The following is a 22270-nucleotide window of genomic DNA, read 5'->3' on the forward strand; positions in this document are numbered from 1 at the left end:
AGCAAGCGTCGGAACCTGACGGGTCCGTGCCTGTGGCACGGCCTGCGTCTGGGTGACCCCCGTGGTTTCGGAGAGTGGGCGATCAATGGCCTCGAACGACTTCCTTTTCACCAGCGAATCGGTGTCCGAGGGACATCCGGACAAGGTTTGCGACCGGATCTCGGACGAGGTCGTCGATCTCTACCTAGCGGAGTACCCTTACGCGCGCGTCGCATGTGAGACGCTCGCCACCACCAACCGCGTGGTGATCGCCGGCGAGGTCCGCCCCGGTGCCGACAGCCGGATCGACAGCGAGGTGATCAAGGAGACCGCGCGCAAGGCGATCCGGGCGATCGGCTACGAGCAGGACGGCTTCCACTGGCGAAACTGCCAGATCGACGTGCTGCTCCACGAGCAGTCGGCCGACATCGCCCAGGGCGTGGACGCGGGCGAGAGCAAGGACGAGGGTGCCGGCGACCAAGGCATCATGTTCGGCTTCGCGGTCGACGAGACCCCGGAGCTGATGCCGGCCCCGATCTACTACGCCCACGAGATCCTGCGCCGCATGGCCGCCGACCGCCATTCCGGCAAGGTGAAGGGCTTTCAGCCTGACGCGAAGAGCCAGGTCACTCTGCGCTATGTCGACGGCAAGCCGGTGGCGGCCACCTCCGTCGTGGTCTCCACCCAGCATGACGCGGGCCTGAGCACGGCCGAGGTGCGCGAGCTGGTGCGGCCCTATGTGCGCTCGGTGCTGCCCGAGGGCTGGTTCCCGCCGGAAAGCGAGTTCTACGTCAATCCGACCGGCAACTTCGTGATCGGCGGGCCGGACGGCGACGCCGGCCTCACCGGCCGCAAGATCATCGTCGACACCTATGGCGGCGCCGCCCCCCATGGCGGCGGCGCGTTCTCGGGCAAGGACCCGACCAAGGTCGACCGCTCGGCGGCCTATGCCGCGCGCTACCTCGCCAAGAACGTGGTGGCCGCAGGCCTGGCGCGCAAATGCGTGATCCAGCTCTCCTACGCGATCGGCGTGTCCAAGCCGCTCTCGATCTATGTCGACACGTTCGGCACCGGCGAGGTCGACGAGAGCCGCCTCGCCAGCGTGCTGAACGAGGTCATGAACCTGAGCCCGCGCGGCATCCGCGAGCATCTGCGCCTGAACCGGCCGATCTATGCCCGCACCGCCGCCTATGGCCATTTCGGCCATGCGGCCGAGGCCGATGGCGGCTTCTCCTGGGAAGCCCGCAACCTGGTCGACGAGCTGAAGCGGGCGTTCAACTGAGCATGGCCGAGACCGACGCGACCGGGCCCGGCCCGGTCCGTCGCCAGATCTGGGGCCGGCGGCAGGGCCCGGGCCTCAAGCCCGCCCGCCGCCAGCTCCTGGACGAGCGGCTCCCGGCACTGCGGATCACGCTGCCCGAGCAGGGCCGGCTCGATCCGGCGGCGCTGTTTTCCCGGCCGATGCAGGGCTTCCGGCTGGAGATCGGCTTCGGCGGCGGCGAGCATCTGGCCGCCCAGGCCAAGGCCCACCCCGAGCTGGGGTTCCTGGGCGTCGAACCGTTCCTGGACGGCGTGGGCAAGCTGGTCGCTGAGGTCGAGGCGGCCGGGCTCGACAACGTGCGGGTCCTGACCGACGACGCGCGGCTGCTCCTGCTTGTGCTGCAGGATCGCTGCCTGCAGCGCATCGACGTGCTGTTCCCCGACCCCTGGCCCAAGCTGCGCCACCACAAACGACGCATCGTGAACCGGCAGACCGTGCCGGAGATGGCGCGGGTGCTGGTGCCGGGCGGCGAGCTGCGCCTGGCGACCGACATCACCGACTATGCCCGGTGGATGCTGGATGCCGCCCTTGCCGAGCCACGGCTGGCCTGGGCGGCGGAGCGGGCCTCGGACTGGACGGTGGCACCGCCCGACCATGTGCCCACCCGCTACCAGGCGAAAGCGGCGCGCGAGGGCCGCCGGCCGACGTTCTTGCGGTTCATTCGTGACAGCCAGCCCGTATCGTGAAAAACAAGCTCCTGCGCGGCGCCGGCGAGATCAGCGGCTGCTGCAATATTCGGCGGGGCTTGGTGCGATGCTTCTACGGCCGCAAATCCCTTGCTTTGGAATTCTTGTAGCGCTGCTGCTCGGGTTTTCGTTGCCGGCACAGGCACAGGCACAGTCGGGTGATTCCATCGCACTGGCTACCTGCATGCAGACGCAGACGACGTCGGACGACGAGCAGGCCTTCAGACGCTTCCTGATCGCTGCGCTCCAGGAAGACCAGCAAGACGTCAAGACGGAGTTCTCGAACTTCGCGTCTTCGATGATCCGTCTGGCGTTGGAATGTGGCGCGACCGTCCAGGACTTCGACAAGCCATCGGCGGAGGCCGCCTTCAGCCTCTACGGTCAGCAGATCGGTGAGAGGATCATGCAGCGTGCCATGGAAAGGGCCGGCATCATGGGGACTGGCCGCTGAAACGGCGCTGCTCCCCCTTGAACTTCTCGGCCTGAGCGAGTATCTACCGCCACGTTCACTGCCACGCCGATGCGAGGTGAGTGGGTCGACGCCCGCTCCCTTTGGCATGCCGTTTTTCCAGGAGCCACCCCATCAAGACCCTCGTCGATCTGATCGAACCAAGCCTGCGTGGAATGGGCTTCGAGCTCGTCCAGGTCCGGCTTCTCGGCCAGACGCGCAGGACCCTGCAGGTCATGGCCGAGCCTGCCGAGCCGAGCCGGGTGATGGACGTGGAGGACTGTGCCGACATCAGCCGGGCGATCTCGGCGATCCTGGACGTGCATGACCCCATCCCCGGGGCGTACACGCTGGAGGTCACCTCCCCCGGCATCGACCGGCCGCTCGTCAAGCTGGGCGACTATGCCCGGTTCGCCGGCCACCTGGCCAAGCTGGAGGTCGAGCCCGACATCGAGGGGCGCAAGCGCTTCAAGGCGAACATCAAGGCGGTCGACGGCGAGGACATTGTGATCGAGCAGGACGGGCAGGAGTTCCGGGTGCCCTACCCGACCATCCGCAAGGCCCGCCTGGTGCTCACCGACGCGTTGATCAAGGAGGCGCAGCAGGCTCACGAGGCCCGGCTCGCCGTACAGGACGAGAGCCCCGAGGGAGGCGTCTGATGGAAGCGATGGGTCCCGTGTTCGGCCGGGCCGAACTCCTGCGGATCGCCGAGGCCGTGGCGCAGGAGAAGGGCATCTCGCCGACCGAGGTCATCGAGGCCATGGAGCAGGCGATCGGCACCGCCGCGCGCCGCAAATATGGTCAGGAGCTGGAGATCCGCGCGGAGATCGACCGCAAGAGCGGCGACATCGGCATCTTCCGCGTGATGCAGGTGGTCGAGGAGGTCACTGAACCGACCTTGCAGATCTCGCTGGCCGACGCCAAGCGCCTCAACCCGGCCGCCCACGAGGGCGACGTGATCGAGGACCCGCTGCCGCCGATCGACTATGGCCGGATCGCCGCCCAGTCGGCCAAGCAGGTGATCGTCCAGCGCGTGCGCGAGGCCGAGCGCGAGCGGCAGTACAACGAGTTCAAGGACCGGATCGGCGAGATCGTGGTCGGCGAGATCAAGCGGATCGAGCATGGCAACGTGCTGGTTGACCTCGGCAAGGCGGAAGCCATCTGCCGGCGCGACGACCTGATCCCCAGGGAGCTGTTCCGCAACAAGGACCGGATCCGGGCCTATCTCTACGACGTGAGCCACCAGACCCGCGGCCCGCAGATCTTCCTCTCGCGCACCCATCCCATGTTCATGGCGAAGCTGTTCGAGCAGGAAGTGCCGGAGATCTATGACGGCATCATCGAGATCAAGGGCTGCGCCCGCGATCCCGGCAGCCGGGCGAAGATCGCCGTGTACTCGCGCGAGGGCGGCATCGACCCGGTCGGCGCCTGCGTCGGCATGCGCGGCAGCCGCGTCCAGGCGGTCGTGCAGGAGCTGGCCGGCGAGAAGATCGACATCATCCCCTGGTCGCCCGACCCGGCCAACTTCGTGGTGAACGCCCTGGCCCCGGCCGAGGTGTCGCGCGTGGTGCTCGATCCGGACAACAACCGGATCGAGGTGGTCGTGCCCGACCACATGCAGCACATCGCGATCGGCCGGCGCGGCCAGAATGTTCGGCTCGCCAGCCAGTTGACGGGGTGGGAGATCGACATCATCTCCGAGACGGAGGACAGCGAGAAGCGTTCGGCGATCTTCCGCCGCCGCATCGAGCTGTTCACCGAGGCCCTGAACGTCGAGACCGTGATCGCCGAGCTGCTCGCCACCGAGGAGTTCGATACGGTCGCCGACGTCGCCTTCTGCCCGCCGGAGGAACTGGCGGCGATCGAGGGCTTCGACGAGGAGATCGCACAGGCCCTGATCGAGCGCGCCCATTCCTGGCTGCAGGAGCAGCAGGAGGCGCTGGCCGCCGAGGCGGCCGAGCTCGGCATCGCCGACGACCTGCTCCAGTTCGAGCAGCTGGAGCTGGCCCACACGGTCGAGATCGGCCGCAAGGGCATCAAGACGCTGGAGGATCTGGCCGACCTCTCCGGCGACGAGCTGGTCGAGCTCCTGCCCGATGCCGGTCTGACCGGCGAGACGGCGGGCGAGATCATCATGGCGGCACGGGTGGCGCTCGGCTGGATCGAGCCGCCGGCCGCCGAGACTGAAACGGAAACGGAGCACGCTTGAGCGAGACGACGATCGCGATCATCGAGGAGACTGCCGGCACGGCGCGCAACCCGCGCCGCTCCGTCCTGTCGCGCGAGCGCCAGGACCGCGCTGGCATGCTCCGCTTTGTCCGTGATCCCGAGGGCCGGCTGGTCTTCGACGTCGACGCTCGCCTGCCCGGCCGCGGCTTCTGGCTGGAAGCCGACCGCACCAGCCTGGAGCTGGCGCTGAAGCGGCGGGCGCTCGCCCGTGCCGTCGGCCCGGAGGTCCGGGTTCCGGACGATCTTCCCCAGCAGGTCGAGGCCGCCCTGGTGCGCCGCGGCCTGGACCGGATCGGGCTGGCCCGCCGCGCCGGCGCACTGGTGAACGGCTTCGACGAGGTCGAGCGCTGCCTGCGCGCCAAGCGGGGCAGGCTTCTGATCCAGGCTATGGACGCAGCGGAGGACGGGCTGCAAAAGCTGGGCCGGCTTGCGGTCGACCTGCCGGTGGTCCGGCTGTTCGATCGCGCAGAACTTGGCCGGGCACTCGGCCGCGACGAGGCCGTCCATCTCGTGGTCACCCACGAGAGCCACGCCACGCCGCTTTTGGCGATCACGCGCCGCCTGGCCGGATTCCGGCAGGCTGGCACGGATCACCCCACCACGATGACGATGACGACATCGACCGAACGACAGGAACGGCTCGCCTCATGAACGATCCGAAGGGTCAGGACAACAAAGCCCGGATCGGCCTCCGCCCGTCTGGCACCGGCGGCAGCGCCGGTCGCATGGATCTCCCCCGCAAGACGGTCGACGTCGGCACGGTGAAGCAGGCGCGCTCGCACGGCGTGCTGAGCAAGCCGGTCCAGGTCGAAGTGCGCAAGTCGCGCGGGACCGGTCAGGCTCCAGTGGCACCGCGCCCGACGTCCGGCGGAGGGGCCGACCAGGCCAGCCGCGCGCCGGCGGCGGGTAGCGGCCGCCCGGGCGGCGAGTCGCGCGGCTCCGGCGGCGGCAATCGCGGGCCGGTGCGCCTGCGCGCCCTGACCGAGGCCGAGCAGCAGGCACGCCTCCAGGCGGTGATCATCAACCAGCGCCGCGCCGAAGAGGATCGCAAGCGCCTCGAGGAAGAGGCGCGGCAGCGGGCGGTCGAGGACGAGCGGCGCCGCGTCGAGGCCGAGGCCGAGGCCAAGCGTCGCGCCGAGGAAGAGACTCGGCGCAAGGGCGAGGAGGAGATCCGCCGCAAGGCCGAGGAGCAGGCCCGCCGCCTGCTCGAGGAGCAGGAGCGCAAGGCTGCCGCGGCAGCGCCGCCGGCCGCGCGGGCGGCCGAGGCCCCTGCCCCTGCACCGGTGCGGGCCGAGGAACGCCCGGCAGCCAGGCCGGCCGCTGCCGCGCCCGAGGCGCCGCGTGCGCCGCAGCCGACCGCGCGCTTTGGCTTCGAGTCGCTCGAGGAGAAGCGCCCGGTCAAGGGTAAGGCCGCCGCCAAGGCGCCCAAGCTCATGGCCCCGGCCGCCCGCAAGGACGATGCCGGCAAGGCCAAGGGCCGGATCGTGATCGGCGCCGAGGGCGACATCGAGGAGCGGCGCACCCCGTCGGTGGCCGCCATGCGCCGCCGCCAGCAGAAGGGCCGCCAGCAGGTCCAGCAGCCGACCGAGCTGATCGTCCGTGACGTGGCGATCCCGGACGTCATCACCGTGCAGGACCTGGCCACCCGCATGGCGGTACGCTCCGGCGAGGTGATCAAGGTTCTGATGAAGAACAAGATCCTCGCCACGCCGGCGCAGATCATCGACGCGGATACGGCCGAGCTGGTGGTGTCCGAGTTCGGCCACCGGGTCCGGCGCGTGTCCGAATCGATGATCGAGGAAGGCATCGAGGGCCTGACGACCGACGAGGACGTCGACCTGCAGCCGCGCTCGCCGGTCGTCACGGTCATGGGCCATGTCGACCACGGCAAGACCTCGCTGCTCGACGCGCTCCGCAACGCGGACGTGGCGGCGCACGAGGCCGGCGGAATCACCCAGCACATCGGCGCGTACCGGGTCGATATCGGCCAGGGTATGCCGGTGACCTTCATCGACACGCCCGGCCACGCGGCGTTCACCCAGATGCGCGCCCGCGGCGCCTCGGTGACGGACATCGTCATCCTGGTGGTCGCGGCCGACGATGGCGTGATGCCGCAGACGATCGAGGCGATCCGCCACGCCCAGGCGGCCAAGGTGCCGATCGTGGTGGCGATCAACAAGATCGACCGGCCCGAGGCCGAACCGGGCCGGGTCAAGAGCGAGCTGCTCAGCTACGACGTGGTCACCGAGGACTTCGGCGGCGACGTGCAGGCGGTCGAGGTGTCGGCGCTCAAGAAGCTGGGCCTGGAGAAGCTGATCGAATCGGTCCAGCTCCAGGCGGAGCTGCTCGATCTCAAGGCCAACCCGGACCGCGAGGCGCAGGGCACCATCATCGAGGCGCGGCTCGACCGCGGCCGCGGCGTGGTTGCCACCGCACTGGTCCAGAAGGGCACGCTCCGGGTCGGCGACACGGTGGTGTGCGGCACGACCTCGGGTCGTATCCGCGCGCTGGTCGACGACCGCGGCCAGAACGTGGTCGAGGCCGGCCCGTCCGTGCCGGTCGAGATCCTGGGCCTGGACGGCGTACCGAGTGCGGGTGACCTGCTCTCGGCGACCGACAACCCGGAGCGCGCTCGCGAGATCGCCGAGTACCGGCAGCGCAAGAAGCGCGAGGCCCAGCTCGTGGCGACCGCGGGTGCCCGCGGCTCGCTGGAGGACATGTTCTCGAAGATCAAGGAAGGCGAGCTCAAGGAGCTGCCGGTCGTGATCAAGACGGACGTGCACGGCTCGCTCGAGGCGGTCTCGGCCGGCCTGCAGAAGCTCGGCACCGAGGAAGTCTCGGTGCGGATCCTGCATGGCGGCGTGGGTGCCATCACCGAGAGCGACGTCACTCTGGCGGCGGCATCGGGCGGCGTCATCCTGGGCTTCAACGTGCGGGCCAATGCGCCGGCACGCGAGCTAGCCAAGCGCGATGGCGTGGAGATCCGCTACTACTCGATCATCTACGAGCTGCTCGACGAGATGAAGGCGCTCCTCTCCGGCCTGCTGGCGCCGGAGGCCAAGGAGGTCACCCTCGGCCATGCGGAGATCCGCGAGATCTTCGTGGTGCAGCGGATCGGCAAGATCGCCGGCTGCCGCGTCACGGACGGCCTCATCCGGCGGACCTCGCGGGTGCGCCTGCTGCGCGACGACGTGGTCATCCACGAGGGTGCGCTGGGCTCGCTCAAGCGCTTCAAGGACGATGTCCGCGAGGTGCGCGAGGGCTTCGAGTGCGGTCTCTCGCTGGAGGGCTACAACGACATCCGCATCGGCGATGTCGTCGAGGCCTACGAGGTCCAGGAGGTCGCGCGAAGCCTGTGAGCGGACGTTCCCGTGGCCACGGAGCGGGCGGCAGCGCCCGCTCCGGTGCGCCGTCACAACGGCAGATGCGGGTCGGCGAGGCGGTAAGGCACCGCCTCGCCGATGTCTTCATGCGCCATGAGCTGCACGACCCCGAACTGCAGGACGCGCAGGTGACCGTGTCCGAGGTGCGGATGAGCCCGGACCTCAAGCAGGCCACCGTGTTCGTCGCCGAGCTCGGCCGCGACCGGATCCGTCCGGAGGTGATGAAGGCGCTGATCCGCGCCTGCCCCCACCTGACCGCGCGGCTCGGCCGCGAGATGGACCTGAAATACGGCCCGCGCCTGCGCATCGTCCCGGACGAGACGTTCGGCGAGGCATCGAAGGTCGAGACCCTGCTGGCCCGCGAGCTGGCGTCATTGCCCCCGCGCGACGGCGAGGAAGACCCCCAATGAGCCGCAGACGCGCCAAGGGCATCCCGATCCATGGCTGGCTGTGCGTGGACAAGCCCGGCGGCATGACCTCGACCCATGTGGTCAACGTCATCAAGCGGGCGACCAACGCGCAGAAGGTCGGCCATGGCGGCACGCTCGACCCGCTGGCGACCGGCGTCCTGCCGATTGCCCTGGGCGACGCGACCAAGACCGTCATGTACGTGATGGACGCCCGCAAGGCCTACGAGTTCACGATCAGGTTCGGCGAGGCGACCGACACGGACGACAGCGACGGCGTGGTGATCGCCCGCTCGGACGTGCGGCCGACCCGCGACCAGATCGAGGCGGTGCTGCCGGACTTCCGGGGCGAGATCATGCAGCGGCCGCCGATCTATGCCGCGGTCAAGATCGATGGCGAGCGCGCCTATGACCTTGCCCGGCGTGGCGAGGAAGTGGTGCTGGAGCCGCGCCCGATCCGGATCGACAGCCTGGAGCTGGTGGACATGCCGGATGCGGACCACGCCGTCATGGCGATGGGCTCCGGCAAGGGCGCCTATGTGCGGGCGGTGGCGCGCGACCTCGGCGAGGCGCTCGGCACCGTCGCCCATGTCACCCAGCTGCGCCGCACCGCGGTTGGCCCCTTCAACATCGAATCATCCGTGCGGCTGGACGACCTCGAGGCGCTGATCGCCGAGGAAAGCCTGCCGCAGGTGCTTGTTCCCGTGGCGACCGCGCTGGCCGGCATCCCGGCGCTCGCCGTCACGGAACCGCAAGCCCACCGTCTGGCCGCCGGCCAGGCCATCGTGGCTCTCCCGCACATGATCGAGGGGGAACTCGGGGCCGAGCCGATGGTCCGGGCGATGTGGGGCGGCCGGCTGGTCGCGCTTACTCGGTTCGAGGAAGGCGAATTGCAGCCGGTCCGCGTATTCATGACCACGATGCCGATGGAACGTAGACGATGACGATCACCGCCGAGCGCAAGGCCGAGCTCATCAAGGAATACGCCACCCACCCGGGCGACACTGGTTCGCCCGAGGTCCAGGTGTCGATCCTGTCCGAGCGGGTCACCAACCTGACTGAGCATCTGAAGACCCACCACAAGGATTTCCACTCCCGCCGTGGTCTCCTGATGATGGTCGGCCAGCGGCGCAGCCTGCTGGACTATCTGAAGCGCAAGGACGCCAACCGCTACAAGGCGCTGATCGAGCGTCTCGGCCTGCGCAAGTGATCCGGGGCGCCGTCTAGAAGGCGCCCCCTGCGTCCGGCGACCGTGACCGACTTGATCGGCTGCGGTCGCCGGAGGCGGACCGTCCGCGAGGTGCGCACGGTCCGGCCCTTCCCTGACCGCGGCCGGCCGATTCCGGGGCCGCGGTCATGGAAGTAGACCCCGCCGAACGTGACGGACGGGGCGACGAAGGGAATCTGGGGATATGTTCAACCTTACCCGCAAGTCGATGACCTGGGGTGGCAAGCCGCTCTCGCTGGAGAGCGGCAAGATCGCCCGCCAGGCCGATGGCGCCGTCCTGGCCACCCACGGCGAGACCGTCGTGCTGTGCACGGTGGTCGCCGCCAAGGAGAAGAAGCCCGGTCAGGACTTCTTCCCGCTGACCGTGAACTACCAGGAGAAGGCGTTCGCCGCGGGCAAGATCCCCGGTGGCTTCTTCAAGCGCGAAGGGCGCCCGTCGGAAAAGGAGACCCTGATCTCCCGGCTGATCGACCGGCCGATCCGTCCGCTCTTCCCCGGCGAGTTCAAGAACGAGGTCCAGGTCGTCGCCACCGTGCTGGCGCATGACGGCGAAACCGACACCGACATCATCTCGATGATCGGCGCCTCGGCGGCGCTGACCATCTCCGGCGTGCCGTTCCTGGGCCCGATCGCGGCCGCCAAGGTCGGCTACCAGGATGGCAGCTACATCCTGAACCCGACGGTCGAGCAGCTTAAGACCTCCGAGCTCGACCTGGTCGTGGCCGGCACCGCGGATGCGGTCATGATGGTCGAATCGGAAGCCAAGGAGCTGCCCGAGGAGGTCATGCTGGGTGCCGTCATGCACGGCCACCGGGAGATGCAGCCGGTCATCGACCTGATCATCGAGTTCGCCGAGCAGTGCGCCAAGGACCCCTGGGAGCTCGAGGAGTCCGACAACGCCCAGCTCGCCGCCGAGCTCGAGAAGCTCGTGGGCGAGGACCTGCGCGCCGCCTATGCCGAGAAGGGCAAGCAGGCGCGCCACGACAAGGTCGACCTCGCCCGCGCCAAGGTCGCTGCCCAGTGGCCGGATGCCGACATCGACCGCAAGGCGCTGCTCAAGTCCCTGTTCAAGGACCTGGAAGCCCAGATCGTCCGCGGCAGCATCCTCGACACCAAGCGGCGCATCGACGGCCGCGACCTGGTGACGGTCCGGCCGATCGTGGCCGAGGTGGGCGTGCTCCCGCGCGTGCATGGCTCCGCCCTGTTCACCCGCGGCGAGACCCAGGCGCTGGTGGTGGCGACGCTCGGCACCGGCCAGGACGAGCAGATCGTTGACGACCTGACCGGCGATTCGCGCAACCACTACATGCTGCACTACAACTTCCCGCCCTACTCGGTGGGCGAGACTGGCCGCATGGGCTCGCCCGGGCGCCGCGAGATCGGCCACGGCAAGCTGGCCTGGCGGGCGACCCACCCGGTGCTGCCGGCCAAGGACCAGTTCCCCTACACGATCCGCGTGGTCTCGGAGATCACCGAGAGCAACGGTTCCTCGTCGATGGCCTCGGTCTGCGGCGCCTCGCTCGCCATGATGGACGCGGGCGTGCCGCTCGCCCGGCCGGTGGCCGGTATCGCCATGGGCCTGATCAAGGAGGGCGAGCGCTTCGCCGTCCTGTCCGACATCCTGGGCGACGAGGACCATCTCGGCGACATGGACTTCAAGGTGGCCGGCACCGAGCAGGGTGTCACCGCCCTGCAGATGGACATCAAGATCACCGGCATCACCCAGGAGATCATGGAGATCGCGCTCAACCAGGCCAGGGGCGGGCGCATGCACATCCTGGACGAGATGGCCAAGGGCCTCGGCCGGGTGCGCGAGGAGATGCGCGACACCGTGCCGAGGGTCGTGCAGATCCAGATCCCGACCGACAAGATCGGCGCGGTGATCGGGCCGGGCGGCAAGATGATCCGCGAGATCTGCGAGGTCACCGGTGCCAAGATCGACATCAACGACGACGGCACGGTCAAGATCGCGTCCTCCGACGCGCTCAAGGCCCAGCAGGCGGTCGACTGGGTGCGCGGCCTGACCTCCTCGCCCGAGATCGGCCACGTCTACAGCGGCAAGGTCGTCCGGATCGTCGATTTCGGTGCGTTCGTGAACTTCATGGGCAGCCAGGACGGCCTGCTGCACATCTCGGAGATCAAGAACGAGCGCATCAACAAGGTCACCGACGTCCTCAAAGAGGGCGACCAGGTCAAGGTGGTGATCCTGGCGATCGACGACCGCGGCAAGGTCAAGCTGTCGATGCGCGCCGTCGACCAGGAGACCGGCGAGCGGATCGAGGTCGAGCGCCGGCCGCGCCGCGAGGACGACGGCGAGGGCCGCGGTGACCGGGGCGACCGCGGCGAACACCGTGGTGACCGCGGGGATCGTGGCGATCGGGGCGGCGACCGCGAGGGCGGCTATCGCCGCCGTGGCGGCGACGACCGTCCGCGCCGGTCCCGCGAGGACTGAAGCCGGCGCAATGGCCCGGCGGCTCTGGCGATGTTTCGGGCGTCGCCTTGTTGCCGGGCCCATTCGACGCCATACTATCGTGACGGCCCGATATATGCAGGGCGCGCCGCCGGCGCGTCCGGATCGGTGTTGCCAACAATCGGCAGGCCGTTCGTTCCACGATGACGGCGGCAGCCCGAGCGAAATCCCAGGTAGGCGCTAGATGACCGCAGCTTCGATCGTCGATCCGATGTTCATTTCCGGAGCTTCGGTGTGGCCGTTGGTGGAAGGTGGCAAGGGTGTCGCCGCCTCCAATGGGACCAGTGCCGGTGCCTGGGCCGCCGCAGGCGGCGTCGGCACGATCTCCGGCGTGAATGCCGACCTGATCGACGACAACGGCGAGTACGTCCCGCTCATCTACAAGGGGCGTGACCGCAAGGCCCGGCACGAGGAACTGGTCGAGTACTCGACCAAGGGTGCGATCAGCCAGGCCCGGATCGCGCACGAGCTGCGCCAGGGCGAAGGCCGCATCCACCTGAACGTGCTCTGGGAGATGGGTGGCTGCGAGCGCGTGCTCACCGGGGTGCTGGAAGGGGCCAAGGGCCTGATCCATGGCGTTACCTGCGGTGCCGGCATGCCCTACCGCCTGGCCGAGATCTGCGCCCGGCACGAGGTGCACTACTACCCCATCATCAGCTCCGCCCGGGCGTTCCGCGCCCTGTGGAAGCGGACCTACCACAAGTTCGGCGACTGGCTGGGCGCGGTGGTCTACGAGGATCCCTGGCGGGCCGGCGGCCATAACGGCCTGTCCAATGCCGAGAGCCCGGACCAGCCGGAGAACCCCTTCCCGCGCGTGCTCGAGCTGCGCAAGATGATGCGCGAGATGGGGCTGGACCAGATCCCGATCGTGATGGCGGGCGGCGTCTGGCACCTCAAGGAATGGATGAACTGGATCGGCAACAAGGAGCTGGGGCCGATCGCCTTCCAGTTCGGCACGCGGCCGCTGCTCACCCAGGAGAGCCCGATCCCGCAGGCCTGGAAGGAGCGGCTGCTCGGTGTCGCGCCTGGTGAGGTGGCCCTGCACCAGTTCAGCCCGACCGGCTTCTACAGCTCGGCCGTGCGCAACAGCTTCCTGAACGAGCTCTATGAGCGCTCCGAGCGGCAGGTGGCCTATTCCGACGACCCGTCGGACGCGGATGGCCGGACGGTGTTCCTGCCCTATGGCCGCTCCAATCACGGCGTCTATCTGACGCCTGCCGACCATGCCCGTGCCACCGCCTGGATGGTGGAGGGCTTCACCCAGCCGATGCGCACGCCGGACGGCACGCTGATCTTCGTGGCGCCCGACCGCGCCCGGCAAATCCGCCGCGACCAGGCCGACTGCATGGGCTGCCTCAGCCATTGCCGGTTCAGCGCCTGGAAGGACCGGGACAACTACGCCACCGGCCACCAGCCCGACCCGCGCAGCTTCTGCATCCAGAAGACCCTGCAGGACATCGCGCACGGCCGGGGCGATCCGATCGACAACCAGCTCATGTTCAGCGGGCACAATGCCTACCGGTTCGGCCAGGACCCGTTCTACAAGGGCGGGTTCATCCCGACGGTAAAGCAGCTCGTCCAGCGCATCCTGACCGGCGAATAGGTCGCAGGCGCACCGAAGATGCGCCGATCCGCCGCGCGGTGGATTGATCTGGACCTTTTTGGTCCTGTATAGGACTCCGCGCAGCCCGTTGTTCCGGTTCGTCAGCCTGTAGTGGATTGTTCATGCAGCGTCCTTATGCAACCGCCCTTCGGCAGCTCAAGGCTTGCGGCCTGCGGCCGACCCGCCAGCGCCTGGCCCTGGCCAAGCTGCTCCTGGAGAACGGTCCGCGCCACGTGAGCGCCGAGGACCTGTTCCAGGAAGCCCGCTCCAACGCCATCCCGGTGTCGCTGGCGACCGTCTACAACACGCTGCACCAGTTCACCGCGGCGGGCCTGCTCACCGAGGTCGTGGTCGGCTCCGGCCAGTCCTACTTCGACACCAACCCGACCTCGCACTGGCATTATTTCGACAAGAACACTGGCGAGATCATCGACGTCGCCGAGGATGCGATCGAGTTCAAGAAGCTGCCCGAGCCGCCGGTCGGCAAGGTGATCGACCGGATCGACGTGATCATCCGGGTGCGCGACGTCCGCGGCCACAACAGCCGCACCCGCACCTGAAGCCAGCCGGTACCGTTCCGGAAGGACTGCATGGAAGGGCCCCGCAACGGTCGTTGCGGGGCCCTTTTTGCGTCAGCGGCGGAAAGTGCCGCCGCCCGGGTCAGTCCAGCTTCTCGCCTTCCAGCAGGCCCCAGACATGGTCGCGCGGGATCCAGCCCTCGGCCGTCTCCAGGTCGATCAGGCACCAGGCGGTGTCGCAGGTCTCGAGGTCACCGATGACGCCCGGCTCGGCCTGCGCCACGACCCGCGCCTCGATCGCGGCATTGCGCTTGATGTCGACCGGGCCTTGCCCGACCACCAGGAGCTTGCGGCGGTTGGACAGGAGGTTCGACTTGATCCAGCCGACATCGCCCTCGTGGTCCAGCACCTTACGCCACTGGTAGAACTCGCCGATCACCTTCACCGGCAGGCCGTTGCGCCGGTAGACCCACAGCACCGGGTGCTGCTCGCCCGGTCCGGTGCGCATGTTGACCACGTCCGCACTCAGGCTCACGAAGCGCGGCAGCGGCTGCCCGGTGCTGCGCGGCCCGCCATCCTGGGCATGACCCGGCGCAGCGGCCGCAACCAGTGCCACCACCGCCACAAGAAAACGACGCAAGGACTTCATCCGCCACTCCATGGACGGGATGGTCGATAGCCAGCGAACGGCAGGGGGAGCAACTGCGAAACCGAGCGCAGCCACCTGTCGCGTTTGAGGGAGCCTGCGGTTTCTGCCAATGTCCCGGCGCGGCTGCCGGCCGCCTCCGCTGCGGCACAAGGGGATGCTTGATGAGCCGAAACCGCCCGCTCGTGATCGTCACGCGCAAGCTGCCGGACGTGATCGAGACGCGCATGAGGGAGCTGTTCGACGCCCGGCTGAACATGGACGACCAGCCGATGAGCCGGGCGGAGCTGGTCGACGCGATCCAGACCGCGCAGGTGCTGGTCCCGACCGTCACCGACCGGGTGGACGCCAGCGTCATCGAGCAGGCCGGCAGCCAGCTCAGGCTGATCGCCAACTACGGCACCGGCGTCGACCATATCGACGTGGAGGCCGCGCATGCGCGCGGCATCACCGTCACCAACACCCCGGGCGTGCTCACCGAGGACACGGCCGACATGTGCATGGCGCTGGTCCTGGCGGTGTCGCGCCGGCTGGTGGAGGGCGAGGGCCTGGCGCGGTCCGGCGACTGGACCGGCTGGACGCCCACCGCGATGCTGGGCCACCGGATCTGGGGCAAGCGGATCGGCATCGTCGGCATGGGCCGGATCGGCACGGCGCTGGCCCGCCGGGCCCGCGGCTTCGGCCTGGCGGTGCACTACCACAACCGCCATCGCGTCCATCCCTCCCTGGAGCAGGAGCTGGAGGCCACCTACTGGGACAGCCTCGACCAGATGCTGGCCCGGATGGACGTGATCTCGATCAACTGCCCGCACACGCCCGCGACCTACCACCTGCTCTCCGCCCGGCGGCTTAAGCTGCTGCAGCGCCACGCCATCATCGTGAACACCAGCCGTGGCGAGGTGATCGACGAGGCGGCGCTCACCCGGATGCTGCGGGCCGGCGAGATCGCCGGGGCCGGGCTGGACGTGTTCGAGCACGAGCCCGCCATCAACCCGCGCCTGCGCGAGCTCAGGAACGTCGTGCTGCTGCCGCACATGGGCTCGGCCACCATCGAGGGGCGGGTCGACATGGGCGAGAAGGTGATCATCAACATCAAGGCCTTCGTCGACGGGCACCGGCCGCCGGACCGGGTGCTGCCCTCGATGGTCTAGAGGGCTGCCCGATCCGCCAGGGCCGCCTTCGCCCGGGCATAAAGAGCGAGGTCGAGCTGGTTCGCGGCGGTGATCGCCGCCAGGTCCGCCTCGCTGCCGCCCCAGGCCTCCCTGGCGTCCAGCCGGTTCACGGCCGGGAACTCCGGGGGATGATCAAGGCCCAGGAAGCCGGCGGCCTCTGCCAGGAGCGGCCCGGCATCTTCCGCCAGCCCGAAGATCGTGTTCCCGCCCAGCAGGTTGCGGAGCGCCTGCTCCAGATGCGGCTCGGCCGGAGTGACGCCGGTGCCGAGGATGCCGGCGAGCTGTGCCACGGTGGCGTTGCGCGGCCCGGTGCCGGGCAGGCGCTCGAGGTAGAACCGCTCGATGGTCATGCCCGGCTGGTTCAGGACCGGATGGAGGTCGTGATGCGGCAGGCTGCGGATGTAACGGAACAGGGACAGGACCCGCCGGGCCGGCTCGCGCAGGAGGACGGCGTAGCAGTAGGGCTGATCAGGGAACCCCTCATGCACGCCATGGAGGAAGTGGCCGCTCACCACGGCTGGCTCATTCTCAGACTTGCGGCCGGCCACCGCGCGGTGAACCGCTGCAGCGGCATTGGCCTGGACGACGCCGGCAGGACCCAGCGCCCGGCGGAACCAGGCATACAAGCTGGAGCCGGATGCACGCGGCACATGGAGGTGCAGGAGGATGGGACGCAAGCGCTTCGGTTCCGATCGAGAGGGTGGTTCAGGCATTCCTGGCCGGCCGGGCAGCCGGCGGGTTGGCCACGATGGTCTCGACGACCCAGACGGCCATCTGCTTCAGGCAGGCGCCCAGCGCATCGTCATGGGCCGCCACGACATCCTCGATGGCGCTGCTGGCAGACGGCACCCGGAAGTCGGCGAAGCTGGAATCGATCGAGATGCGCTGCGGCATGCGCAGGAGGCGGAACTGCAGGCGGACATGGGCCAGCGGCGTCTGGGCCTGCTGCTGCATCTCCGCCTGGAACTCGCGGATATGGCAGAGCAGGGCGAAGTCGGCGCGCGACGCCAGGTCGGTACGGCTGAACACGTCGACCCGGCCGCTGTTCTCCAGGGTCTCGATCATGAGCGTGTGGATCATCACCGGCGCCACGTCCACCCAGACCACGTCGGCATAATAGTCGATGGCGGTGGGCATCGGGCGGACCGCGATCCGCGAAGTGTTCAGGCCGCTGGACGCGGTCGGCACGTCGATCACCAGCGAGGCGCCGGTGTCCGGCAGGTCGGGCGGGAAGGAGCTCTTGGGGGTCAGTTCGAAGATCCGCGGCGGCGGTGCGTTCAGGACGTCCAGGCCGGCGCAGCCGGCGACGCCGGCAGCCCCGATGGCGCCCCCGATGGTGCCGATGAGGCCGCGCCGCGGCAGGTGCTTGCTCATTCCGTGGGTATCCCCCGCCTGGTCCCGCCGAACACATAGCCGGCCGGGTCGCGGTCGAAGCGGTTCACCACCCGTGACAGGGTCGCGGTCAGGTCGCGGAACTCGCCGACCAGCTGGGTCAGCTCGTAGAGCCCGGTCCGGGAGAAGTCGGCGATGGGCACGGTGGTGTCGTCCAGGAAGTCGTCGAGGCGGCGGCTGACCCGCTCCAGGGCCACGCTGGCCTTGCCCAGCGCCTCCAGCGTGGTCTTGCCCTGGTTGCCGAGCGTGGCGAACGCGCCGTCCGCAGTCTTCAGCACGTCCTTGGCACCGCCGGACAGATCCACGATCGAGGCGCTCGCCACGCGCAGATCGGCGGCCATCGCCTGCACGTCCACCAGCGTCTTGTCGATGCCCTCGCTGCGCGCGGCCAGCGTGCCGGTGACCTTCTCGAGATTGGCGACGGTCCGGCCGATGGCGGCGACGTTCTGGTCGTCGAGCAGGGCGATGGCGCGGTCCACCAGGGTGACGCCGCGGGCCAGCAGTTCCGGGGTGGTCTGGACGAGCTGCTGGAAGGCGCCCGGGCGGGACGGGATCCGCGGCGGGCGCGCCTCGCTCGCCTCCATCAGGTTGGGCGCGTCCTGGGTCCCGCCTTCCAGCTGGACCAGGGACAGGCCGGTGATCCCCTGCGCCTCCACCGAGGCCACGGTGTCGGTCTTGACCGGCGTGCCCGCATCCAGGTCGACCAAAGTGAGGATCCGGCTGACGTCCTCGGGATCGATGCGCAGATCGACCACCCGGCCGACCGGGATGCCGCGATAGCGCACGCCGCTGCCGGCCTGCAGGCCGGTCACCGCACCGGTGAAGATGATCTCGTAGCGGTCGGTCTTGCGGTCGAGCGAGGAGCGCGCCAGCCAGGCGCCGAACACGGCGATCGCGACCAGCCCCAGGAGGACGAAGATCCCTACCACCACATGATGCGCGCGCGTCTCCATCGGCCTCCGCTCAGCCCGCTGCCTGCCCGGCTTCGAGCGCCGCCCGCCCCCGCGGCCCGCCAAAGTACTGGCGCAACCAGGGGTCGTCGAGCCTGCGCAGTTCATCAATCGGCGCGACCACGGCCCTGCCGTTGATCAGCGCCGCCACCCGGTCGGTGATCCGCATCAGCGAATCCAGGTCGTGGGTGATCATCACCACGGTGAGGCCGAGCGTGCGGGAGAGCTGCAGGATCAGCTCGTCGAACGCGGAGGCCGCGATCGGGTCCAGCCCGGCGGTCGGCTCGTCCAGGAACAGCACCTCGGGATCGATCGCGATGGAGCGGGCCAAGCCCGCCCGCTTGCGCATGCCACCCGAGAGTTCGGACGGGTACTTGTCGCGCGCATCGTCCGGCAGGCCCACCAGCGCGATCTTCAGGCAGGCCATCTCGGCCAGCAGCGATTTGGGCCAGCCGAAGCGCTCGCGCATCGGCACCTGGGCGTTCTCAGCCACGGTCAGCGTGCTGAACAGGGCAGCGTCCTGAAACAGCACGCCAGTGCGGCTGCGCAGCGCCACCAGCTTGTCGCGCGACAGGGAGGCGAGATCGGCCCCCAGCAGGCGGATCGTGCCGGCACTGGGTCGGAGCAGGCCCAGGATGGTGCGCATCAGGACCGACTTGCCGGAACCGGAGCCGCCGACCAAGCCCAGCACCTCGCCCCGCCGCACCGTCAGGTCCAGCCCGTCATGGATGGTGCGCTCGCCGAACCGGGTGACCAGGCCCTGCACCTCGATGATCGGGTCGAGATCCGCCATGCTCAGATCCCGAGCCGGACGAACAGGATGGAGAACAGCGCATCCACCACGATCACCAGGAAGATCGAGGCCACCACCGACTGGGTGGTCATCCGGCCGACACTCTCGGCATTGCGCTCCACCCGGAGCCCGTTCCAGCAGCCGATCAGCGCGATCGCGAACGCGAACACCGGCGCCTTGACCAAGCCCACCAGGAGGTGGGTGAGCGTCGCCACCTCGCCGAACCGGCCGACCATCTGGACCCAGGGGATGTTCAGCTCGAACAGCACCACCATCGCCCCGCCCAGCAGGGCGGCGGCGTCCGCGATGAAGGTGAGGATCGGCATGGCCAGCAGCAGCGCGAAGAAGCGGGGCAGGACCAGCGTGTCGATCGGGTCGATCCCGATCACCCGCATCGCATCGATCTCCTCGTTCAGCACCATGGCGCCGATCTGGGCGGTGAACGCGCTGGCGGTCCGCCCGGCGACGATGATCGCGGTGAGCAGCACGCCCAGCTCGCGCAGCACCGCGATCGCCAGGAGGTCGACGGTGAAGATGTCGGCGCCGAACCGCACGAGCTGGGTGGCCCCCTGCCAGGCCATCACCAGCCCGATCAGGAACGACAGGAGGGCGGTGATCCCGACCGCACCCAGGCCGGTCTGCTCGATATGGTGGGCCAGGGCGGTCCAGCGGATCTGCCGGGGCCGGGCCAGGGCCGCCGCCGTGCGCAGGAAGATGGCGCCATAGAAGCCCAGCAGGGCCACGGCCAGCCGCCCTGCCTCCTCCATGGCCCGGCCGACCCGCCCCAGCAGGGCCACGACCGCGCCGGGCGGCTCCGCCAGCCGGGGATGGGCCAGTGGGAGGCTGCGCACATGCTGGAGAAGGTCGGCGTCCCCCGGCCCCTGCGGCGGCTCGGTCGTGACCTCCACCCCGGCGTCCTGGAGGCGCCGCTCCGTCCGGGCGATCAGCCAAGCGCCGCTGGTGTCGAGCCGCTCGATGCCGCCGAGGTCCAGGCTCACCTGGCGCACACCGGCCAGCCGCACCGGCAGGCGCCGCAACCGCACCGCCAGCCAGTCCGCCTGGTCGACCAGCCAGGTGCCAGCGCCCGTCACCACGGCCTGGTCGCCCTGCCGCTCCGCCTTCAGGGTGGCACGCACGCGCCTGGATGCTCCCCGCCTCGGGCCCAAATGGCCCAACGCGACCGTAGACGGGCAGATCACGGCACGGGAAGCTCAGATGTCCCGCCCGAACAGCCGTGCCTGCACTTCATCGGCCCGCCGTCGCACGTTGGCCATGGTCGGGTGGATGGCGAGCGCCGCCTCGAAGGCGCGCAGGGCCACTTCCGGCTGTCCGAGCTTCAGCAAGGCTTCGCCCAGCCGCGCCAGCGCCTCGAAATGGCGGGGCTCCAGGGCCAGGGTGCGCTGGATGTCACGCACCGCCGTGTCCAGCTCGTCCAGCAGGAAGGCCGCGGTGGCACGCTGGTTCCAGGCCTCGGCGAAGTCGGGCGCGCGCTGCACCAGCTCGTCGAACCGCCGGTATGCCGCGGACCACTGCCGGTCGCTCAGGAGCACCACGCCTTCGTCCAGCAGGCTGGTCGCGATCCGGTCGGGATGGCGATACCAGATCGCCCGGATCTGCGCCTCGATCGCCGGCGCCTCGACCGCATCCGCCCCTCGCAGCCGGGCGAACAGGTCAGCAAGGGCCGGGTCGTGCTGGTCGGCCAGTGCCCGCCGGGTGGCGAGCAGGGCAGGCAGGAGGCCCAGGAGGGTGCGGCGGCTAGAGCCGCCAGAGATCGATGCCATCGGGGGCACAAGCGCGGTCGAGCAGCCCCTTCACGTCCATGACCGGCCCCTGCCCCGCCTTCAGCAGCCCCTGGACGAAGTCCCAGCCGCCGGCCTCGAAGGCCCGGTGCTTGACCGCGACGATCACCGCGTCGGCGGGTTCCAGTGCATCGGTGCTGCGCAGGGTGATGCCGTACTCGTGCAGGGCCGCCTCGGCGTCCGCGGCCGGGTCATGCACCTGGACCCGGATGCCGAACTCTTCGAGCCGCGCCACGATATCGACCACCCGCGTGTTGCGGACGTCGGGCACGTCTTCCTTGAAGGTGAAGCCCAGCACGGTGACCAGGGCGTCGTTGGCGCGGCGGTAACGGACCAGGCGCTTGATCGTCTCGTCGGCGATGTGGCGGCCCATCCCGTCATTGATCCGGCGCCCGGCCAGGATGACATGGGGCACGTAGCCGGCTTCCTCGGCCCGGCTGGTCAGGTAGTAGGGGTCGACGCCGATGCAGTGGCCGCCCACCAGGCCCGGCTGGAAGCGCAGGAAGTTCCACTTGGTGTAGGCGGCCGCCAGCACGTCGCTGGTGTCGATGCCGAGCCGGCCGAAGATGATCGCCAGCTCGTTCATCAGCGCGATGTTGAGGTCGCGCTGGGTGTTCTCGATGACCTTGGCAGCTTCCGCGGCCGCGATCGAGGGCGCCTCGTGAATACCCGCCGCCACCACCGAGCCATAGACCGAGGCCACCACCTGCCGGGTCGCCTCGTCGCTGCCGGCCACGACCTTCACGATCGTTTCCAGCCGGTGCTCCTTGTCGCCCGGGTTGATCCGCTCCGGGCTGTAGCCGAGCGTGAAGTCGCGTTGGTAGGTCAGGCCGGATTCCTGCTCCAGGATCGGCGCGCAGATCTCCTCGGTGACGCCCGGGTAGACGGTGGACTCGTAGACGACGATGCCGCCCCGGCCGAGCTGGCGGCCCACCGTGCGCGAGGCCGCGATCAGGGGGCGCAGGTCCGGCTGCTTGGCGGGCGTGATCGGGGTCGGCACGGTGACGATGTGGAAGTCGGCCCGCTGCAGGTCGGCGGGATTGCTGGTCAGACGCAGCCGCGCCGCCCGCAGCCGTCCCGCCTCGACCTCGCCGGTCCGGTCATGGCCGCGCGTCAGCTCCGCGATCCGCCGCTCGTCGATGTCGAACGCCACCACCTCCCCGGCACCGTTCAGGCCGAAGGCCACGGCGACCGGCAGGCCGACATATCCCAGCCCGATGACCGATATCCTGCGTCCGTGGTCCAT

22 protein-coding genes are annotated in these 22270 nt (G+C 69.4%); 14 read left to right on the forward strand and 8 right to left on the reverse strand.

Annotated elements, in window-relative coordinates:
- The first annotated feature begins 85 nt into the window (after positions 1-85).
- The 13 genes from metK to irrA all read left to right on the forward strand — a co-directional run bounded on the left by metK (position 86) and on the right by irrA (position 14314).
- Positions 86-1261, forward strand: coding sequence for a methionine adenosyltransferase (gene metK, locus HLA95_RS09315; protein ID WP_191058356.1), 1176 nt, complete (start codon positions 86-88; stop codon positions 1259-1261).
- 2 nt (positions 1262-1263) lie between these two features.
- Entirely contained in the window at positions 1264-1986 is a 723-nt protein-coding gene (gene trmB / locus HLA95_RS09320; protein ID WP_191058357.1) for a tRNA (guanosine(46)-N7)-methyltransferase TrmB, read from the forward strand.
- Entirely contained in the window at positions 1964-2437 is a 474-nt protein-coding gene (locus tag HLA95_RS09325) for a hypothetical protein (RefSeq protein WP_191058358.1), read from the forward strand. Before trmB ends, HLA95_RS09325 begins: the two co-directional genes overlap by 23 nt.
- Before the next feature lie 101 nt (positions 2438-2538).
- Positions 2539-3093: a ribosome maturation factor RimP gene (rimP, locus tag HLA95_RS09330; protein ID WP_255591731.1), complete on the forward strand. Its 555-nt coding sequence runs from the start codon at positions 2539-2541 to the stop codon at positions 3091-3093.
- A gap of 8 nt (positions 3094-3101) precedes the next feature.
- The gene (gene nusA / locus HLA95_RS09335) at positions 3102-4643 is read left to right on the forward strand and encodes a transcription termination factor NusA (protein ID WP_191058363.1); all 1542 of its coding nucleotides are present in this window, start codon (positions 3102-3104) and stop codon (positions 4641-4643) included.
- Positions 4640-5314, forward strand: coding sequence for a DUF448 domain-containing protein (locus tag HLA95_RS09340; RefSeq protein ID WP_191058360.1), 675 nt, complete (start codon positions 4640-4642; stop codon positions 5312-5314). The genes nusA and HLA95_RS09340 overlap by 4 nt, the downstream gene beginning before the upstream one ends.
- Positions 5311-8022: a translation initiation factor IF-2 gene (gene infB / locus HLA95_RS09345; RefSeq protein ID WP_222183085.1), complete on the forward strand. Its 2712-nt coding sequence runs from the start codon at positions 5311-5313 to the stop codon at positions 8020-8022. The genes HLA95_RS09340 and infB overlap by 4 nt, the downstream gene beginning before the upstream one ends.
- Positions 8019-8456 carry a 30S ribosome-binding factor RbfA gene (rbfA, locus tag HLA95_RS09350; protein ID WP_222183087.1) on the forward strand — a complete coding sequence of 146 codons (438 nt, stop codon included), beginning with the start codon at positions 8019-8021 and terminating at the stop codon, positions 8454-8456. Before infB ends, rbfA begins: the two co-directional genes overlap by 4 nt.
- Positions 8453-9397: a tRNA pseudouridine(55) synthase TruB gene (gene truB, locus HLA95_RS09355; protein WP_191061311.1), complete on the forward strand. Its 945-nt coding sequence runs from the start codon at positions 8453-8455 to the stop codon at positions 9395-9397. Before rbfA ends, truB begins: the two co-directional genes overlap by 4 nt.
- On the forward strand, positions 9394-9663 hold the full coding sequence (gene rpsO, locus HLA95_RS09360) for a 30S ribosomal protein S15 (RefSeq protein ID WP_191061312.1): 270 nt from the start codon (positions 9394-9396) through the stop codon (positions 9661-9663). Before truB ends, rpsO begins: the two co-directional genes overlap by 4 nt.
- 202 nt (positions 9664-9865) lie before the next feature.
- Positions 9866-12133, forward strand: a complete 2268-nt coding sequence (gene pnp / locus HLA95_RS09365) for a polyribonucleotide nucleotidyltransferase (RefSeq protein ID WP_222183089.1) — start codon at positions 9866-9868, stop codon at positions 12131-12133.
- A 202-nt stretch (positions 12134-12335) separates the two neighbouring features.
- Positions 12336-13754 carry an NAD(P)H-dependent flavin oxidoreductase gene (locus HLA95_RS09370; RefSeq protein ID WP_191059727.1) on the forward strand — a complete coding sequence of 473 codons (1419 nt, stop codon included), beginning with the start codon at positions 12336-12338 and terminating at the stop codon, positions 13752-13754.
- Positions 13755-13876: 122 nt separating this feature from the next.
- Complete coding sequence (gene irrA, locus HLA95_RS09375) at positions 13877-14314, forward strand: iron response transcriptional regulator IrrA (protein WP_191059726.1); 438 nt, start codon at positions 13877-13879, stop codon at positions 14312-14314.
- A 100-nt stretch (positions 14315-14414) separates the two neighbouring features.
- On the opposite strand, the gene HLA95_RS09380 is transcribed toward irrA, so the two are convergent.
- Positions 14415-14912 carry an SH3 domain-containing protein gene (locus tag HLA95_RS09380; RefSeq protein WP_191059725.1) on the reverse strand — a complete coding sequence of 166 codons (498 nt, stop codon included), beginning with the start codon at positions 14910-14912 and terminating at the stop codon, positions 14415-14417.
- Between the two features lie 170 nt (positions 14913-15082).
- On the opposite strand from HLA95_RS09380, the gene HLA95_RS09385 reads away from it, so the two are divergent.
- Complete coding sequence (locus HLA95_RS09385; RefSeq protein ID WP_191059724.1) at positions 15083-16069, forward strand: 2-hydroxyacid dehydrogenase; 987 nt, start codon at positions 15083-15085, stop codon at positions 16067-16069.
- On the opposite strand, the gene HLA95_RS09390 is transcribed toward HLA95_RS09385, so the two are convergent.
- From HLA95_RS09390 to HLA95_RS09420, 7 genes are all read right to left on the reverse strand, one after another.
- Positions 16066-16767, reverse strand: coding sequence for a hypothetical protein (locus HLA95_RS09390; RefSeq protein WP_191059723.1), 702 nt, complete (start codon positions 16765-16767; stop codon positions 16066-16068). The two genes, HLA95_RS09385 and HLA95_RS09390, sit on opposite strands and share 4 nt — an antisense overlap.
- 28 nt (positions 16768-16795) lie before the next feature.
- A complete protein-coding gene (locus HLA95_RS09395; RefSeq protein WP_191059722.1) occupies positions 16796-17464 on the reverse strand; it encodes an ABC-type transport auxiliary lipoprotein family protein in 669 nt (222 codons plus the stop codon).
- Complete coding sequence (locus tag HLA95_RS09400; RefSeq protein ID WP_191059721.1) at positions 17461-18435, reverse strand: MlaD family protein; 975 nt, start codon at positions 18433-18435, stop codon at positions 17461-17463. Before HLA95_RS09400 ends, HLA95_RS09395 begins: the two co-directional genes overlap by 4 nt.
- A gap of 10 nt (positions 18436-18445) precedes the next feature.
- A complete protein-coding gene (locus tag HLA95_RS09405) occupies positions 18446-19225 on the reverse strand; it encodes an ABC transporter ATP-binding protein (RefSeq protein ID WP_191059720.1) in 780 nt (259 codons plus the stop codon).
- Between the two features lie 2 nt (positions 19226-19227).
- Positions 19228-20361, reverse strand: coding sequence for an MlaE family ABC transporter permease (locus tag HLA95_RS09410; protein ID WP_222183091.1), 1134 nt, complete (start codon positions 20359-20361; stop codon positions 19228-19230).
- Positions 20362-20436: 75 nt separating this feature from the next.
- On the reverse strand, positions 20437-21006 hold the full coding sequence (locus tag HLA95_RS09415; protein ID WP_191059644.1) for a tetratricopeptide repeat protein: 570 nt from the start codon (positions 21004-21006) through the stop codon (positions 20437-20439).
- Complete coding sequence (locus HLA95_RS09420) at positions 20981-22270, reverse strand: nucleotide sugar dehydrogenase (protein WP_306422268.1); 1290 nt, start codon at positions 22268-22270, stop codon at positions 20981-20983. The genes HLA95_RS09415 and HLA95_RS09420 overlap by 26 nt, the downstream gene beginning before the upstream one ends.

Source organism: Geminicoccus harenae, assembly GCF_019800005.1.
Lineage (GTDB): Bacteria > Pseudomonadota > Alphaproteobacteria > Geminicoccales > Geminicoccaceae > Geminicoccus > Geminicoccus harenae.

Bases quoted from the DNA above. Each gene is read 5' to 3' on its own strand.
- rpsO (WP_191061312.1), top strand. From the start codon at position 9,394: ATGACGATCACCGCCGAGCGCAAGGCCGAGCTCATCAAGGAATACGCC.
- truB (WP_191061311.1), top strand. From the start codon at position 8,453: ATGAGCCGCAGACGCGCCAAGGGCATCCCGATCCATGGCTGGCTGTGC.
- infB (WP_222183085.1), top strand. From the start codon at position 5,311: ATGAACGATCCGAAGGGTCAGGACAACAAAGCCCGGATCGGCCTCCGC.
- HLA95_RS09415 (WP_191059644.1), bottom strand. From the start codon at position 21,006: ATGGCATCGATCTCTGGCGGCTCTAGCCGCCGCACCCTCCTGGGCCTC.
- HLA95_RS09395 (WP_191059722.1), bottom strand. From the start codon at position 17,464: ATGAGCAAGCACCTGCCGCGGCGCGGCCTCATCGGCACCATCGGGGGC.
- HLA95_RS09405 (WP_191059720.1), bottom strand. From the start codon at position 19,225: ATGGCGGATCTCGACCCGATCATCGAGGTGCAGGGCCTGGTCACCCGG.
- pnp (WP_222183089.1), top strand. From the start codon at position 9,866: ATGTTCAACCTTACCCGCAAGTCGATGACCTGGGGTGGCAAGCCGCTC.
- HLA95_RS09385 (WP_191059724.1), top strand. From the start codon at position 15,083: ATGAGCCGAAACCGCCCGCTCGTGATCGTCACGCGCAAGCTGCCGGAC.
- trmB (WP_191058357.1), top strand. From the start codon at position 1,264: ATGGCCGAGACCGACGCGACCGGGCCCGGCCCGGTCCGTCGCCAGATC.
- nusA (WP_191058363.1), top strand. From the start codon at position 3,102: ATGGGTCCCGTGTTCGGCCGGGCCGAACTCCTGCGGATCGCCGAGGCC.
- HLA95_RS09420 (WP_306422268.1), bottom strand. From the start codon at position 22,270: ATGGACCACGGACGCAGGATATCGGTCATCGGGCTGGGATATGTCGGC.
- HLA95_RS09400 (WP_191059721.1), bottom strand. From the start codon at position 18,435: ATGGAGACGCGCGCGCATCATGTGGTGGTAGGGATCTTCGTCCTCCTG.
- metK (WP_191058356.1), top strand. From the start codon at position 86: ATGGCCTCGAACGACTTCCTTTTCACCAGCGAATCGGTGTCCGAGGGA.
- HLA95_RS09370 (WP_191059727.1), top strand. From the start codon at position 12,336: ATGACCGCAGCTTCGATCGTCGATCCGATGTTCATTTCCGGAGCTTCG.
- irrA (WP_191059726.1), top strand. From the start codon at position 13,877: ATGCAGCGTCCTTATGCAACCGCCCTTCGGCAGCTCAAGGCTTGCGGC.